Here is a 14,243-nt window from a genome sequence, read left to right on the forward strand (position 1 = left end):
CAACTCTGCAAAAACCCAATGGGGCTGCCAAAAAGAGGGGTCATTCATGACATTTCCTGGATTCTTGAAACGGGCGCTGATCGCAGCGTCTTTTTGTTTTGGGGGGGCGGCGCTGGCTGTTGAGATGCCAGCCGTCGATATCCCTTATGAAAGTTTTACGCTTGAAAATGGCCTGCGGGTCGTTGTGCATGAAGATAGAAAAGCGCCGGTTGTGGCGGTTTCTGTCTGGTATCATGTGGGTTCAAAGAATGAACCGGTTGGAAAAACCGGCTTTGCCCATTTGTTCGAACATCTGATGTTCAATGGCTCTGAAAATTATGACGGCGAATTCTTCGAGCCATTGCAAGAAGTGGGGGTGACCGATATCAATGGCACCACATGGCTTGATCGCACCAATTATTTCGAAACGGTGCCAACGCCTGCGCTGGAGCGGGCTTTGTTTCTGGAATCGGATCGCATGGGCCATCTGCTCGGCGCGGTGACACAGGAAAAGCTCGATAATCAGCGCGGTGTGGTGCAAAATGAAAAGCGCCAAGGCGAAAATCAGCCCTATGGGCGGGCCTTTGAAGCTTTGCAAAAAGGCGTGTTTCCAGTTGGCCATCCCTATCATCATTCCACCATCGGATCGATGGCAGATCTCGATGCGGCCTCTTTGGATGATGTGAAGGAATGGTTCAAAACCTATTATGGCCCGAATAATTCCGTGCTGGTTTTGGCGGGCGATATTAATGTGGCTCAGGCCCGCGATCTGGTGACCCGGTATTTCGGCGATATTCCCGCCGGGCCGCCTTTGAGCCAGGCCAAGGCCGCAATTCCTGAACTCAACTCGAATGTCCGCGAAGTGATGGAAGATCGTGTGCCTCAGGCCCGTGTCTATCGGGTGTGGGCGGTGCCGGGGCGGACCACGCAATCTGCTGCCGTACTCGATGTGGCGGCGGAAATTCTGGGCGGCGGCAAAACCTCGCGCCTTTACCGCGATCTTGCCTATGATCGCCAGATTGCCACCAATATTCAGGTGGGTTTGTTTCCCTTTGAATTATCGAGCCTGTTTTTCATTCAGGCGGATGTGAAAGATGGCGAATCTGTTGCCGAAGTCAGCAGCCGCATCGATCAGGTGGTTGCCGATTTTCTGGCTAAAGGTCCGACCAAGGCTGAATTGGAGCGGGCCCAGATCGGCCTCATCGGTGAAGATGTGCGGGCCTTGGAAAAGGTTGGCGGTTTTGGCGGCAAGGCTGTGACTTTGGCTGAAGGCGCGCTTTATGCCGGCGATCCGGGCTTTTACAAAACCCGGCTGCAGCGCATTGCCGGGGCTTCGATCAATGATGTCAAAACGCAATCCGCCCAATGGCTGTCGCGTCATCATTATCAGCTTGAAGTCACCCCCTTTGGTGAATTTACGGCAGCAGCCGGTGGAATCGATCGCACGGGAGGATTGCCGGGTGTGGATGAAAGCCCCGAGCTTGATTTCCCCGCCATCGAAACCGCAACCCTTTCCAATGGGATCGAAGTGGTTCTGGCCAATCGCGCCACAGTTCCTATCGTCAATATATCGGTGATGTTTGATGCCGGGTTTGCGGCGGATCGGGGCCTGAAGCTGGGCAGTGCGTCTCTGACCCTTGAAATGCTTGATGAAGGCACGAAAAAGCGCTCGGCGCTCAAGATCGCGGAAGAACTGGAATCATTGGGTGCCCAATTAAATACCGGCTCCAATCTCGATGTTTCAACCGTGGCGCTCAATGCCCTCAAAACGGAATTGGCGGGTTCGGTGGATATTCTGGCCGATGTGGTGCGCAATCCGGCTTTTTCCGCGACCGAACTGGAACGCTTGCGTCAGCAAAGGCTGGCCCGGATCCGGCAGGAAGAAAGCCAGCCGGTGTCTATCGCTTTGCGGCAATTGCCTCCGATCCTTTATGGTGATGATCATGCCTATGGTATTCCCTTCACCGGGTCTGGCACGCTTCAATCGGTGGCATCGATCAGCCGTGATGATCTGATCGCCTATCACCAAAGCTGGTTGCGGCCCGATAATGCCAGGATTTTCGTTGTGGGGGATAGCACCATGGCGGACATCAAGCCCATTCTGGAAAAAGCCTTTGGCGATTGGAAAGCCACAGGGGCCAAGGCGCCTGAAAAAGCCATCGATCAGGTGGATTTGCCAAAAACCGGCAAGATCATCATCGTTGATCGCCCGGGTTCGCCGCAATCTCTGATCCTTGCGGGCCATCTGGCACCCGCAACCGGGGCTGAAAACAATATCGCCATCACCACGATGAACGATATTCTGGGCGGCCAATTCACAGCGCGGGTGAATATGAACCTGCGGGAAGAAAAAGGCTGGGCCTATGGCGCCTATACCTTCATGCAGGATGCCCGTGGGCAGCGGCCTTTCTTTGTTTATGCGCCAGTGCAAACCGATAAAACGGCGCTGTCCATGGCGGAACTGGTGGTGGAATTAAAAGCCATCACCGGCGATAAGCCTGCGACCGAGGATGAACTGGTGATGGCGGTGCGCAATAATGTGCGCAGCCTGCCCGGTCAGTTTGAAACCGCGCGGGATGTTTTGGGGGCGATGCTTGCCAATGCCCGTTTTGGTCGGGCGCTTGATTATGAGGAAAGCCTCAAGCAGCGCTATGAACAGCTTGATCTTGCGGCAATCGAGCAAGCCGCCAATCAGGTTCTGCACCCTGATCAACTGGTGTGGATGGTGATTGGGGATCGGGCTAAGATCGAGGATGAAATCCGTGCCCTTGATTTGGGTGAGGTGATCGTCCAAGGCGGCCAGAACTAAATAGCGCGATGCTGAAAAAATGGGCCCCCGGTCTCCTTATCAAGGGTGCCGGGGGTTTTTGTTATGGGATCAGAAAGAATAGCCGATGGGTTTTTATGCAACATATCTTTTGCCGCATCTGATCGAACGTGCCTGTGGCGCCCCGCAGATCAAGGCGCAAAGGCAAAGGCTGATCCCGCAGGCCTCAGGCCGGGTGGCCGAAATCGGTTTGGGAACCGGCCATAATCTGCCCTTTTATGATGCGCAAAAAGTGGATCATCTCATCGGGGTTGACCCTGCGGGGGCGATGCTGGGCCGGGCCAAAAAACGCGCAGCAGGGCTTGGTTTTCCCATTGAAATCATGGCCTTGGATGGCGAAAATCTGCCTTTTGATGCGGCCAGCCTTGATAGTATCGTGGTCACCTACAGCTTATGCACCATTCCCGATCCGGCCCGCGCCATCCGGGAAATGCGCCGGGTTTTAAAGCCTGATGGCAGGCTTTATTTTGCCGAACATGGCCGCGCGCCGGATGATGCGGTTTCGCGCTGGCAGCAACGGCTCGATCATTGGCTGTGGCCAAATATTGCGGGGGGCTGCCATCTCAGTCGGCGACCCGATCTGCTTTTGCGTACGGCAGGCTTTGAATTTGATTGGCTCGATCGCGGCTATTTGGCCGGTATCCCCCGCATTCTGGGCTATCATTTTTGCGGTGTTGCGCGGCCCTGAGGCCCCTCACCTTACCGCAGATCTATCCTTTTTGAAGATTATGACCGATCTTGACAGATTGGGTCTGGACGCTGTGCCCGCTGCTCGTGCAGGGTGGCGCCTTCCCGCGATGGCAGCGAACCTGACCATTTCATTTCAGATGATTGCAGATGAGGCGACGCCTGATGACGATCACTATTCGGACCGTTGAACCCGGCAAGGCGCTGAAAGATTTCATAGAATTTCCAGAAACATTGTATCGCGGCGATCCGGGCTGGGTGAGCCCTTTGCGGATGGAGGTCCGAAAACGTTTGTCGCCAGATAAGAACCCATTTTTCGCTCATGCCGATGTGGCCTTGTTCACCGCATGGTCTGATGGCCGCATGGTGGGGCGCTGTTCGGCGCAGATCGATCATGAACATTTGCGCGTGTATCAAGATGAAACGGGCTTTTTCGGTTTTTTCGATACGATCGATGATCCGGCTGTGGCCCAGGCACTTTTAAAGGCGGCGGGGGATTGGTGCGCGGCGCGTGGGATGCGGCAGATGCGGGGGCCTTTTAGCCTTGGTATCAATGAAGACATTGGCGTTATGAGCGAAGGTTTTGATGCCCATTCGGTGATGCTCACCCCCTATCATCGCCCCTATCAGGCGGGTTTGATCGAGGCTTGCGGCTTTTCTCAGGTAAAAGAGATCATCAATTGGCGCTATCTGTGCCATGATTTGGCCCCCCGGGCGCAAAAAGGCTATGATATCATCAAGGATCTGCCCGAAGTGCGGATCAGGCAGATCGATAAAAGCCGCCTTGATGACGAAATGGCCATCGTGCGCAGTGTGTTCAATGATGCCTGGAGCGATAATTGGGGCTATGTGCCCTGGACCGATGCGGAATTTGCCAAGGCCGTCGAAGAATTTCGGATGATTTTGGAGCCTCGGCTTGCCCTGATCACCGAGGTGGATGGCGTGCCCATGGGGATTGCCATTTGCCTGCCCAATTTGAATGAGGCCATCGCCGGTTTCGATGGGCGGCTGGGGCCGATCAATCTGTTGAAGCTGGTGTGGCGGATCAAAAGAAATCAATGCGTGACCGCGAAATTGCCCCTGATGGGCATCCGCAAGGAAATTCAGCGCAAGCGCCGCTATGGGGGGCTGGCGATTGCGATGTGCGTGCGCATTGCCATGGCTTTGGACGAATTGAAATTTGAAGAAGTGGAACTGGGCTGGACGCTTGAGAACAATCACCCCATCAATGCGGTGATCACCCGCATGGGGGCCACCCCCTATAAGCGCCACCGCATTTATCAAAAGGCGCTTTAGCCGCCAATTCCCTCTCTGCCCTTATTTGGCACGATCATTGCTTCTACTTGGCTGTCATGATGCAGTCGCAAAGGTCGTGAGCGATGATCGAGCAGAGAAAAACCATTAGAATTGATGCCTTTGGCCGGGATTTAGGGCCATCGGGCCTTGCTGGTGATCGGCAAGCCCGGTTCGGCAGAACTTGCCGTGCTCATATCCAAAATCTGGCTGCATCCCTTTTGGTGCGGAGGGTTGGCTGATGTCTTTGGGGGCCATTGTTTCGTCATCCTTGAGCGGCTTGTTTGCAAGCCAGGAAGCCCTGCGGGTAACCGGCACCAATATCGCCAATGTCAATACCCCCAATTATGCGCGGGAGCGGGTGACCGTTGCCGCCGATATTCAAAATGATCGCTCGGTTGGGGTAGAGGTCGAGGCTATCGAGCGGGTGGTCAATCGCTTTTTGGAAACCGCAAGTTTGGGGGCGCGATCTGATACCGGGCGGACGGAAGCCATCAATACAATTCATGATCGCCTGCAATCTTCTTTGGGGCGGCCGGATTCAGCGAATACGCTCACCGGGCGGATGAACGCGGTATTTGCGGCCTTGGGCGATCTGGCGCAGGCCCCTGCCGACACCGTGGTGCGCCAGCAATTCCTGTCAGAATTACAAGGTTATAGCGGCGAAATTTCGCGGATTTCAGATACGATCCAAAGCCTGCGCGAGGATGCCAGCATCGAGATTGAATCGCGGATGGGCGCCATCAATGATGCAATCCGTCAGGTGCATGAGCTTAATCAGCAGATTGCCCAACAAAAGTCATTCGGGGGGCAAACCGGCGGGCTGGAGAATGTCCGGCAATCCGCCCTGGATGTGATTGCGGAAAATATCGATATCCGAACCATTGAAAACAGTGATGGATCGGTGGATGTGAGCACCACCACCGGGGCCCAATTGATTAACAGGGCCAGCTTTTTCCAGCTTGATTATACCAATCCCGGCGGGGTGAGCGCGGCCAGCACCTTTCCGCCGATCACCTTGCAATTTTATGATCAGCGCCTGGGGGAATTGTCTGGCCCCACGCGACCAATCAATGGCGATATTCGCTCAGGCGCTTTGCGCGGGCTGATGGATATGCGTGATGGGCAGCTTGTGGATTTATCCGTCTCTTTGGGCGAATTGGGGGCGCGTGTTGCCGATGAGTTGAATGCCATCCACAATCAAAACAGCCCCATTCCCGGGCCCAACAGCCTGACCGGTAAAACCACGCCTTTCAATGGCACGGACCCCCATAATTTTACTGGCGAGACCACCTTTGCCATTGTGGATGCGCAAAACCGTGTCGTTGCGACCACGACCTATGATTTTGGTGCCAATCCCAATGCCAGCATCAATGATGTGCTGACTGCGGTGAATGGCCCTTTGCCTACTGGCCTTGGCGGGGCGGGCGGGGCGGGCACATTGAGCTTCACCAATGGGGTGATGAGCCTGACGGCCACGGCACCCGGCAATGGCGTTGTTATCACCGAAGATCCCGCAACAGCCAGCGACCGGGGCGGGCGATCCTTTTCGCATTTTTTTGGCATGAACGATCTGATCGAAGCACGCTCGTCGGGCCTGTTTGAAACCGGCGTGCAGACCACCGATGCCCATCCCTTCACGCCGGGGGAAACGGCTGAATTTGTGATCACCGATCGCTTTGGCAAGGAAATCCGCAGTTTTGAATTATCGATCCCGCCCGCGACCACGCCTCCCGCCGCAGCCGTCAGCTATGGGGATCTGGTTGCCCAATTAAATACCGGCCTCAATGGGGTGATGAGCTTCAGCCTCGATGGCAATGGCCGCCTTGTTACCCAGCCGGCACCGGGGCAAAGCGGGCTGGTGCTATCGGTGCGCAATGATGGAACCGATGCATCGGGCAATGGGATTTCGATTGCTGAAATGTTTGGCATTGGCAGCCGCTTTCGGGCCGAAGCCGCAACAGATATGCAGCTTGTGGGGGGGCTGGATGGCAATGCGGGCAATCTGGCCACCGCGCGTTTTGATCTTTCGGCGGCGGTGGGCGCAGTCGCGCTGGCGGTGGGGGATCAAAGCGGGGTTCTGGATTTTCAAAAGCTGGAAACATCCATTATCTCAACCGACAAGGCTGGCGAGATTTCAGCCCAGAAGCGCACCTTAACAAGCTTTAATGGCGCGGTGCTGGGCACCTTTGGCCTGATGGCGGATCGCGCCGCCACCGCTGCCGAAGATACCGCCAATCTGGAAACAGAGCTGGATCAGCGCCGACAGGCGGTTTCGGGCGTGAATATCGATGAAGAGCTATCAAATCTGATCATCTACCAGAATTCATATAATGCCGCTGCACGCATTTTGTCTTCGGTACAGGAACTTTATGACTCACTGCTCAATGCCGTTTAATGCGGTTCAGGGCGGATTAGGAGAGAGCAATGGAACGGATTTCGAGTTTCGGCCAATCCACGGTTTTGCTGCAAAATACGATGCGCAATCAGCAGCGTCAGTTCATTGCCCAGCAGCAGATTTCCAGCGGGAAAAAGGCCAATGATTTTCAAAGTCTGGGGCCGCAAATTCAGGAGGCGCTCAGCGCCCGGCAGGCCCGCGATGGGGTGAACAGCTTTCGCGATACCATCAGCAGCGTTAAGCTTTCGGTGGATGTTTTTGATATTCAGCTCACATCCATTGTGGATTCGGCACGCGGGCTGAAAGAGACTGTGCTCGATGCCATCAGCCAGGATGATGCCAGCGGCTTCATGCCCTTTCTCGAACAAAGCTTTGGGCTGATCACCGCAGCGCTCAATAGTCAGGTGAATGGGCAATATCTGTTTGCCGGGGCGCGCACGGATCAACCGCCGATCACGGTCGGCAGCCTTGCCGAACTGGAAGCGCTGGCCACCCCACAAGATGCCTTTGGCAATGATCAGATGAAAAAACAGGCCATCGTCGCCGAGGGTGTGCAGGTTGAATTCGGCATTCTGGCAGACGAAGTGGCCGATGAAATCATGGCCTCGATGAAGCGATTGGCCGAGTTCAATACGCTCAGCCCCCTTGATGGTACCCTGAAAGATGGCGATCCTGGGCCACCGCCCATCCCCGATCAGCGCGAATTTCTCATCGCGGAACTTGAGAAGATCGAAAGTGCCGTGCAGAAGGCGCAATCGGCCCAGACCAACAATGCCCTTGTGGGCAATCGCCTTGATAGCATCGATGAGCAACATGCCACGGCGCAGATTTTTCTGGAAGGACTGGTTTCGGATATCGAAGATGTCGATCTCGCCGAAGCCATCACCCGGCTTAATCAGGATCAAACCGCTCTCCAAGCCTCCTTTCAGGTGCTGGGCAGCCTGTCCCGGTTGAGCTTGTTGAATTTCTTGTAATTTTTCTAAAATTTAGTGTGTATCCATATTTAAATTGGTAATTAAGTCTTCCTTAATCCCCTGCGATCAGTCTAGATTGATTGATGTGGGCTGATATGAAGGGGGCTTTGAGTGGCAGGGCTTTGCTTGGGCTTTGACACGATGCTTGATTGATGGGTGATCGTATTCATGATCTCGTCACTTTGGCACGTGAAAAAACGGCCGAAGGGCGACGCAAATTATTTGAAAATATGACAGATCTGTTCCTCTCGGAAGAGGGACGGCTATCTGAGCATGAACGCGCCCTGATGTCAGATATTCTGGCAAAGCTGATCCGGACCGTTGAAAAAAGCCTGCGGCAGGAATTGGCGGAATTTTTTGCCCGCACCGATATCGATCTTCCTGATATTGTTCGCCTTTTATCCAATGATGAAATCGAGGTGGCGCGCCCGCTTTTGGAAAAAAGCCGGCTTTTGCGCGATGAAGATCTGGTCGAGATCATCAAGATGCGCACCGATGAGCATCGCCTGGCCATTGCCCTGCGGGATGAGCTGAGCGAAGACGTTGCCAATGCTTTGGTGGAATATGGCAATAGCGATGTGATCGAAACCCTGTTGCGCAATGCGGATGCCAGCCTATCGCAGCGGGCGATGGAATATCTTGTTGCCGAATCGCGGCGCAATGATCGCTTTCAGGAACCCTTGGTCAATCGCGATGATCTGCCCTCGGAACTGGCCTATCGCATGTATTGGTGGGTGGCGGCCTCACTGCGCAAGCGGATTTTGAGCGAATTTGACGTTGACCCCCTCGTGATCGATGAAGCCATGCGGCAGGCATCTCGCGGGCTGATGGCACAGCAGCAATCGCTGGAGGGCACCTATCTCAAAGCCCAAAGGCTGGTGCGCAGATTGTCGGAAACCGGGGATTTGACGATTGAATTTCTGATGGGTAGCCTGCGCCAGCGCCGGATTGCGGTTTTTGTGGCCGGGCTTGCGGAATTGGGCGGCATCGATTTCAGAACCGCCTGGCGGATTTTTAGCGATCGCGGCGGCGAAAGCCTTGCAGTGCTGGCCAAGGCGATTGGCATGGAGCGCAGCCAGTTTACCTCTGTCTATCTTTTGATCAGTCAGGCGCGCGATGGCGGGCGGGCCCGTGGGCCGGGGGTTTTGAAACGCATTTTAGAGCTGTTTGATCAGGTGAGTGCGGCCAATGCCCGGGGGGCATTGCAATATTGGCAAAGAGACAGCGCCTATCAGATGGCGCTGGAGGAATTGCAAAATGTCTGATGATGTTAGACAGCAGATGATCGATGATGATCATGAGGATCTGACCCATTGGGCCCAAAAAATGCGCAAGGAGCCCGCGCCGCCATCCCCACATCAGCCTCGGCTGAAGCCCCAATCAAAAATACGGGGCAAAGCCCGGACCGCTCGCCTCGTTAAAACCGATGATCCGGAAATGGCTTCAAAAGAGGATGACACGCCCGGAAAACGAGGGGAAAAAGCCCGCCCCACAGCGGCGGCAAACGATAGCTTGAAAGCTTTGCAGGGGCGTTTGATCGTTGATGAAAGCCAGCCCTTTTACCTTCTCAGCCCGGAAGGATTGGTTTTACTGGTCAATGAGGCTTATCAGAAATTGCTGTCGGCCTGTGATGGCCGGAAGCCAGGCCCGGGGATGATCAAAAGCGGTGCTTTTGTGCCATCGGATTATCTGGATTTGCTGGATCGGGTGCTTTCAGCCCGCGAAACCCTGATGACCGAAGATTGGCTGAGCCTTGATGGTAAAAGCCGCTGCTGGCGGGGGCGTCATTTCCCGCTTTGCGATGATGCGGGCCATGTGCAGGCGGTTGGCGGCGTTTATACGGATGTAACGGCGGATCTGGGCTTGCGGCGGGATGCGGTTTTATCGCGTCAGCGGTTCAATGATTTCGCCCGTGCCACTTCCGATTGGTTTTGGGAAACGGATCGCGATGGGCATCTGACCTTGCTGTCGGATCGCTTCGTGGCATCCATCGGCTATCCTTCTGCGGCATTTTATGGTCGCCCATTGGCGGCACTGGCATCATTGGATGATGAGGATGCATCAGCCTATGATCTGGTCGAAAATCTGGAGAAGGCCTTGGAAAGTCGGGCGCCTTTTCGCGGATTGGAATTGGAAGCGCAAGCCGCAGATGGCCGGAAATTACGCTTCAGCCTTTCTGCCGTGCCGATTTTCGATTCCCTTGATGGGGCCTTCATGGGCTATCGCGGTGCTGGGATGGATGTCACCGATCTTTATCATAAATCTGTTCAAAGCCTTGAGATGCAGCGCGATCTTGAAGCTACCCTTGAAGAATTGACCCGGAAAAATCTGGAGCTTGATATCGCATCGGCGCAGGCCGAAAGCGCCTTGCGGGCGAAAAATGAATTTCTGGCGGCCATGAGCCATGAATTGCGCACGCCCCTGAATGCCATCATTGGCTTTGCCGAAAGCATGGAAATGGCTGTTTTTGGGCCTTTGGATGCAAAATATCGCACCTATAGCAAGGATATCGTAGGCGCGGGTCGCCATTTGCTGAGCCTGATCAATGATGTGCTTGATGTGGCCGTGCTTGATAGCGATGGGGTGAGCCTTCATATCGAACCGCTGTCCCTGAAACAGCTTTTAGAGCAGGCTGCAAGCCTTGTGGCGATCAGGGCAAAGGATCGCAAGCTCGATTTGAGCGAACTTGCCCTTGAAAGCGATGCGATCATTGCCTGCGATGATCGGCGGACCACTCAGATCCTGCTCAATCTTTTGACCAATGCTTTGAAATTTACGCCCGAAGGGGGGCGGATCGGTGCTGATTTGGAATGCCGGGATGGCAAGGCGATGCTCATCATCTGGGATACCGGGATCGGTATTGCCCCTGCGATGCAGGATAAGGTTTTTGATAAATTCCAGCAGGTTGCCGAAACCATTTATAGCCGGAAAAGCGATGGTGCGGGGCTGGGCCTCCATATCAGCCGTGAACTGGCACGCCTGATGGGGGGTGATATCACCTTGCAATCCAAAGAAGGCAGCGGCTCACGATTTACGATTATCCTGCCCTTAGCCGATACTGAACAGCCCTGAAAAGGCAAGCTTTTAGGGGGCGAATTGCTCTAACAGCATGCGTTCGTCCAGATTATGTTCCGGGTCAAACAGCAATTTGATGCTGATCTTGGGATCATTTTCCACCTCAACCGCCTTGATATCGCGCACTTCGTGGAAATCGGCCGTGGCTGAAACCGGCCTTTTTCGGCTTTCCAGAACGGTAAACAGAATGCGGGCATCCGCTTCTAAAAGCGCGCCTCGCCAGCGTCGGGGGCGAAAGGCACTGATTGGTGTGAGCGCCAGAATATCGGAACCAATGGGCAGAATAGGGCCATGTGCCGATAAATTATAAGCGGTGCTGCCAGCCGGTGTTGCTACCAGAATGCCATCACACACCAGTTCTTCCATCCGGACCTTGCCATCGATGGTAATACGGATCTTGCCGGCCTGCCGGGTTTCCCGCAACAGCGCCACTTCATTGAAGGCCAGATATTCCCGCACATCCCCTTCCGGGCCGAAAGCCCGCATCCGCAGAGGATGCAGATTGACGCTATCGGCTTGGGACAAACGATCAGGCAGGTCTTCAAGGAAAAATTCATTCATCAAAAAGCCCACCGTGCCCCGGTTCATCCCAAAAATCGGGACATTATGGTGGATCATTTTATGCAGGGTTTGCAGCATGAAACCATCGCCCCCCAAAGCCACGATGACATCGGCGTCCTGGGGCCCACAATTGCCATAGCGTGCTTCCAAAGCCTGGGCAGAGCTTTGCGCTTCGGGGCTGCTGCTGGCAATAAAGGCAATGCGGGGGGAAATGACCATAAATCCTGTGTGCTCTTGCTATCGGGAAGGCATCTAATCAGAGCCGCATAGGGTCTGGCAAGCTTTCTGCTTTGGCAGGGATGATAGAGCGCAGCAATCATGGTTGATCCCGAGTACGCCCAAGCTCCATCTTCAGCCCCCGGTCACACTCATATGGCGGGAAAGGGCGGGGCCTTCGCCCTTGCGTTCGATCACGAAATCATGGCCTTTGGGTTTGCGGCTGATGGCTTCATCAAGGGCCAGATCAAGGGCGGCATCAAGGGCGCGGGGATCATTGGCATAGGTTTTATCGCGCAGTACGCGGCGCAGATCGGCTTTGTCGTCCTGGCCCAAACACAGATATAAAAGCCCGGTACAGGTCAGCCGCACGCGGTTGCAGCCTTCGCAGAAATTATGGGTGAGGGGGGTGATGAAGCCAAGCTTGCGCCCGGTTTCCTTGATGATCATGTAGCGGGCCGGGCCGCCGGTGCGATAGGCACTATCGGTCAGGGTCCAGCGGCTTTCCAGATCAGCGCGCACCGCGCTCAGGGGCAGATAACGATCGGTGCGGTCTTCTTCGATTTCCCCCAATGGCATGGTTTCAATCAGGGTGAGATCAAAACCATGGATGCCGCAAAAGCGGATCATCTCATCAAATTCCTGATCATTGATGCCGCGCAGGGCCACGGCATTGATCTTGATCTCTAATCCGGCTTTTTTGGCGGCCTTAAGCCCATCCAGAACCTGTTCGAGCCGCCCGCGCCGGGTGATGGCAGCAAATTTCGCCCGATCAAGGGTATCAAGGGACACATTCACCCGCCGCACCCCGGCGGCATAAAGCTGCGGCGCATAATGTGTAAGCTGGCTGCCATTGGTAGTCAGCGTCAGATCATCAAGGGCCCCGGCTTCCAGATGCCTGCCCAGGCGCTGAAACAGCCATAAGATATTCTTGCGCACCAGCGGCTCGCCGCCGGTGATGCGCAGTTTTCGCACACCCCGGGCAATGAAGGCGCTGCACAGGCGATCCAGTTCTTCCAGCGACAGCACCTCACGCTTGGGCAGAAAGGTCATGGTTTCCGCCATGCAATACACGCAGCGAAAATCGCATCGGTCAGTAACGGAAACCCGCAAATAATCCACATGCCGCCCGAAAGGATCGACCAACTGGCTCTGGCTTTGGTTGGGGCTTTTGCTGGGGCTTTGCGGGCGGATGGGATGAAGTGCAGACATGATCGGCCTTATCGCCATGGCAGGCTGGTTTGAGACATTGATCGAGGCGAACGCTATGGCTGACTATATAGCCATCATCGCCTTCTTTACCAGATCGGCGGCCAGATATGAAATCGCTATTTTGGCGGGGTTTATTTTTTGATGAAATGCGCCGATGTTATAAACAAGGCTGAAATGCATGAGAGGATATGAGATGTCGGATCGATTGCAAGCGGTGGATCAAGGCCCAAAATCGCCGGATGGCCTGCGGGATCAGGTGAGCAAGGAAGAATGGGCCGCGCGTGAGGATCTGGCGGCCGCTTATCGGCTGGTGGCTCATTTTGGGTGGGATGAATTGATTTTCACCCATCTGACAATGCGGGTGCCGGGGCCGGAGCATCATTTTCTGATCAATCCGCTTGGCCTGTTTTTCGATGAGGTGACGGCCTCATCACTGGTCAAGATCGATCTGGCGGGTAAGAAGGTGATCGATAGCCCCTATGCCATCAATCCCGCAGGCTTTGTCATTCATTCTGCGCTTCATGAAAGCCGCGATGATGCGCGCTGCGTTTTGCATGTACACACGGTGGCGGGCACGGCGGTGGCAAGCCAGCGAGACGGGCTTTTGCCGCTCACGCAGGATGCCCTCACCCAATGGGGCGATATCAGCTATCATGATTATGAAGGCTTGGCCCTGGAAGCCGGAGAAAAAGAGCGGTTGGTTGCGGATATGGGCACGCGCCATCTGATGATCCTGCGCAATCATGGTCTTTTGACTATCGGCGAAACCGTGGGGGCGGCTTTTCTGCGCCTGTTTTTCCTGCAGCGTGCCTGTGAAATGCAGATTGCCGCGCAATCGGGCGGGGTGCCCCTTCTCGTGCTTGATGAAGCCATGGGCCAGCGTGTTTTCCATCAGGCAGCGACCGGCTTTGACCAACCGGCGGCCCTAAGTTGGGCGGCTTTGCGGCGCAAAGCGGATCGCCTTGATCCCGGCTATCGAAATTGATGAAATACAGCTATCTATAAAGTTCAGACGGCGGAA

At 55.0% G+C, this 14,243-nt stretch carries 10 protein-coding genes; 8 read left to right on the forward strand and 2 right to left on the reverse strand.

Going from position 1 to position 14,243, the window contains the following annotated elements:
* Positions 1-46 precede the first annotated feature (46 nt).
* The 7 genes from AQ1_RS06065 (at position 47) to AQ1_RS14445 (ending at position 11,230) form a co-directional block, all read left to right on the forward strand.
* Complete coding sequence (locus AQ1_RS06065) at positions 47-2,788, forward strand: M16 family metallopeptidase (protein ID WP_052371041.1); 2,742 nt, start codon at positions 47-49, stop codon at positions 2,786-2,788.
* Positions 2,789-2,873: 85 nt separating this feature from the next.
* Positions 2,874-3,494, forward strand: coding sequence for a class I SAM-dependent methyltransferase (locus AQ1_RS06070; protein ID WP_042085374.1), 621 nt, complete (start codon positions 2,874-2,876; stop codon positions 3,492-3,494).
* A gap of 164 nt (positions 3,495-3,658) precedes the next feature.
* The gene (locus AQ1_RS06075) at positions 3,659-4,789 is read left to right on the forward strand and encodes a hypothetical protein (protein ID WP_042085377.1); all 1,131 of its coding nucleotides are present in this window, start codon (positions 3,659-3,661) and stop codon (positions 4,787-4,789) included.
* A gap of 238 nt (positions 4,790-5,027) precedes the next feature.
* Entirely contained in the window at positions 5,028-7,184 is a 2,157-nt protein-coding gene (gene flgK, locus AQ1_RS06080) for a flagellar hook-associated protein FlgK (protein ID WP_042085381.1), read from the forward strand.
* A 29-nt stretch (positions 7,185-7,213) separates the two neighbouring features.
* Positions 7,214-8,158: a flagellin gene (locus AQ1_RS06085; RefSeq protein ID WP_042085383.1), complete on the forward strand. Its 945-nt coding sequence runs from the start codon at positions 7,214-7,216 to the stop codon at positions 8,156-8,158.
* 152 nt (positions 8,159-8,310) lie between these two features.
* The gene (locus tag AQ1_RS06090) at positions 8,311-9,423 is read left to right on the forward strand and encodes a DUF2336 domain-containing protein (RefSeq protein WP_042085386.1); all 1,113 of its coding nucleotides are present in this window, start codon (positions 8,311-8,313) and stop codon (positions 9,421-9,423) included.
* Positions 9,416-11,230, forward strand: coding sequence for a PAS domain-containing sensor histidine kinase (locus tag AQ1_RS14445; protein WP_161760455.1), 1,815 nt, complete (start codon positions 9,416-9,418; stop codon positions 11,228-11,230). The genes AQ1_RS06090 and AQ1_RS14445 overlap by 8 nt, the downstream gene beginning before the upstream one ends.
* A gap of 12 nt (positions 11,231-11,242) precedes the next feature.
* Here AQ1_RS14445 and AQ1_RS06100 read toward each other — a convergent pair whose 3' ends face one another.
* Complete coding sequence (locus AQ1_RS06100) at positions 11,243-12,013, reverse strand: NAD kinase (RefSeq protein WP_042085389.1); 771 nt, start codon at positions 12,011-12,013, stop codon at positions 11,243-11,245.
* Between the two features lie 132 nt (positions 12,014-12,145).
* Entirely contained in the window at positions 12,146-13,222 is a 1,077-nt protein-coding gene (gene moaA, locus AQ1_RS06105; protein ID WP_042085392.1) for a GTP 3',8-cyclase MoaA, read from the reverse strand.
* Positions 13,223-13,415: 193 nt separating this feature from the next.
* Here moaA and AQ1_RS06110 point away from each other — a divergent pair, with 193 nt between their 5' ends.
* Positions 13,416-14,207, forward strand: a complete 792-nt coding sequence (locus AQ1_RS06110) for a class II aldolase/adducin family protein (RefSeq protein ID WP_042085395.1) — start codon at positions 13,416-13,418, stop codon at positions 14,205-14,207.
* Positions 14,208-14,243 lie beyond the last annotated feature (36 nt).

It is taken from the genome of Iodidimonas nitroreducens (genome assembly GCA_000710935.1).
In the GTDB taxonomy this organism is placed as follows: Bacteria; Pseudomonadota; Alphaproteobacteria; order Sphingomonadales; family Rhodothalassiaceae; genus Iodidimonas; species Iodidimonas nitroreducens.

What these genes read in the sequence shown, in the direction of transcription:
- flgK (WP_042085381.1), top strand. Translation starts at nt 5,028, where the DNA reads ATGTCTTTGGGGGCCATTGTTTCGTCATCCTTGAGCGGCTTGTTTGCA.
- AQ1_RS06070 (WP_042085374.1), top strand. Translation starts at nt 2,874, where the DNA reads ATGGGTTTTTATGCAACATATCTTTTGCCGCATCTGATCGAACGTGCC.
- AQ1_RS06075 (WP_042085377.1), top strand. Translation starts at nt 3,659, where the DNA reads ATGACGATCACTATTCGGACCGTTGAACCCGGCAAGGCGCTGAAAGAT.
- AQ1_RS14445 (WP_161760455.1), top strand. Translation starts at nt 9,416, where the DNA reads ATGTCTGATGATGTTAGACAGCAGATGATCGATGATGATCATGAGGAT.
- AQ1_RS06090 (WP_042085386.1), top strand. Translation starts at nt 8,311, where the DNA reads ATGGGTGATCGTATTCATGATCTCGTCACTTTGGCACGTGAAAAAACG.
- AQ1_RS06100 (WP_042085389.1), bottom strand. Translation starts at nt 12,013, where the DNA reads ATGGTCATTTCCCCCCGCATTGCCTTTATTGCCAGCAGCAGCCCCGAA.
- moaA (WP_042085392.1), bottom strand. Translation starts at nt 13,222, where the DNA reads ATGTCTGCACTTCATCCCATCCGCCCGCAAAGCCCCAGCAAAAGCCCC.
- AQ1_RS06085 (WP_042085383.1), top strand. Translation starts at nt 7,214, where the DNA reads ATGGAACGGATTTCGAGTTTCGGCCAATCCACGGTTTTGCTGCAAAAT.
- AQ1_RS06065 (WP_052371041.1), top strand. Translation starts at nt 47, where the DNA reads ATGACATTTCCTGGATTCTTGAAACGGGCGCTGATCGCAGCGTCTTTT.
- AQ1_RS06110 (WP_042085395.1), top strand. Translation starts at nt 13,416, where the DNA reads ATGTCGGATCGATTGCAAGCGGTGGATCAAGGCCCAAAATCGCCGGAT.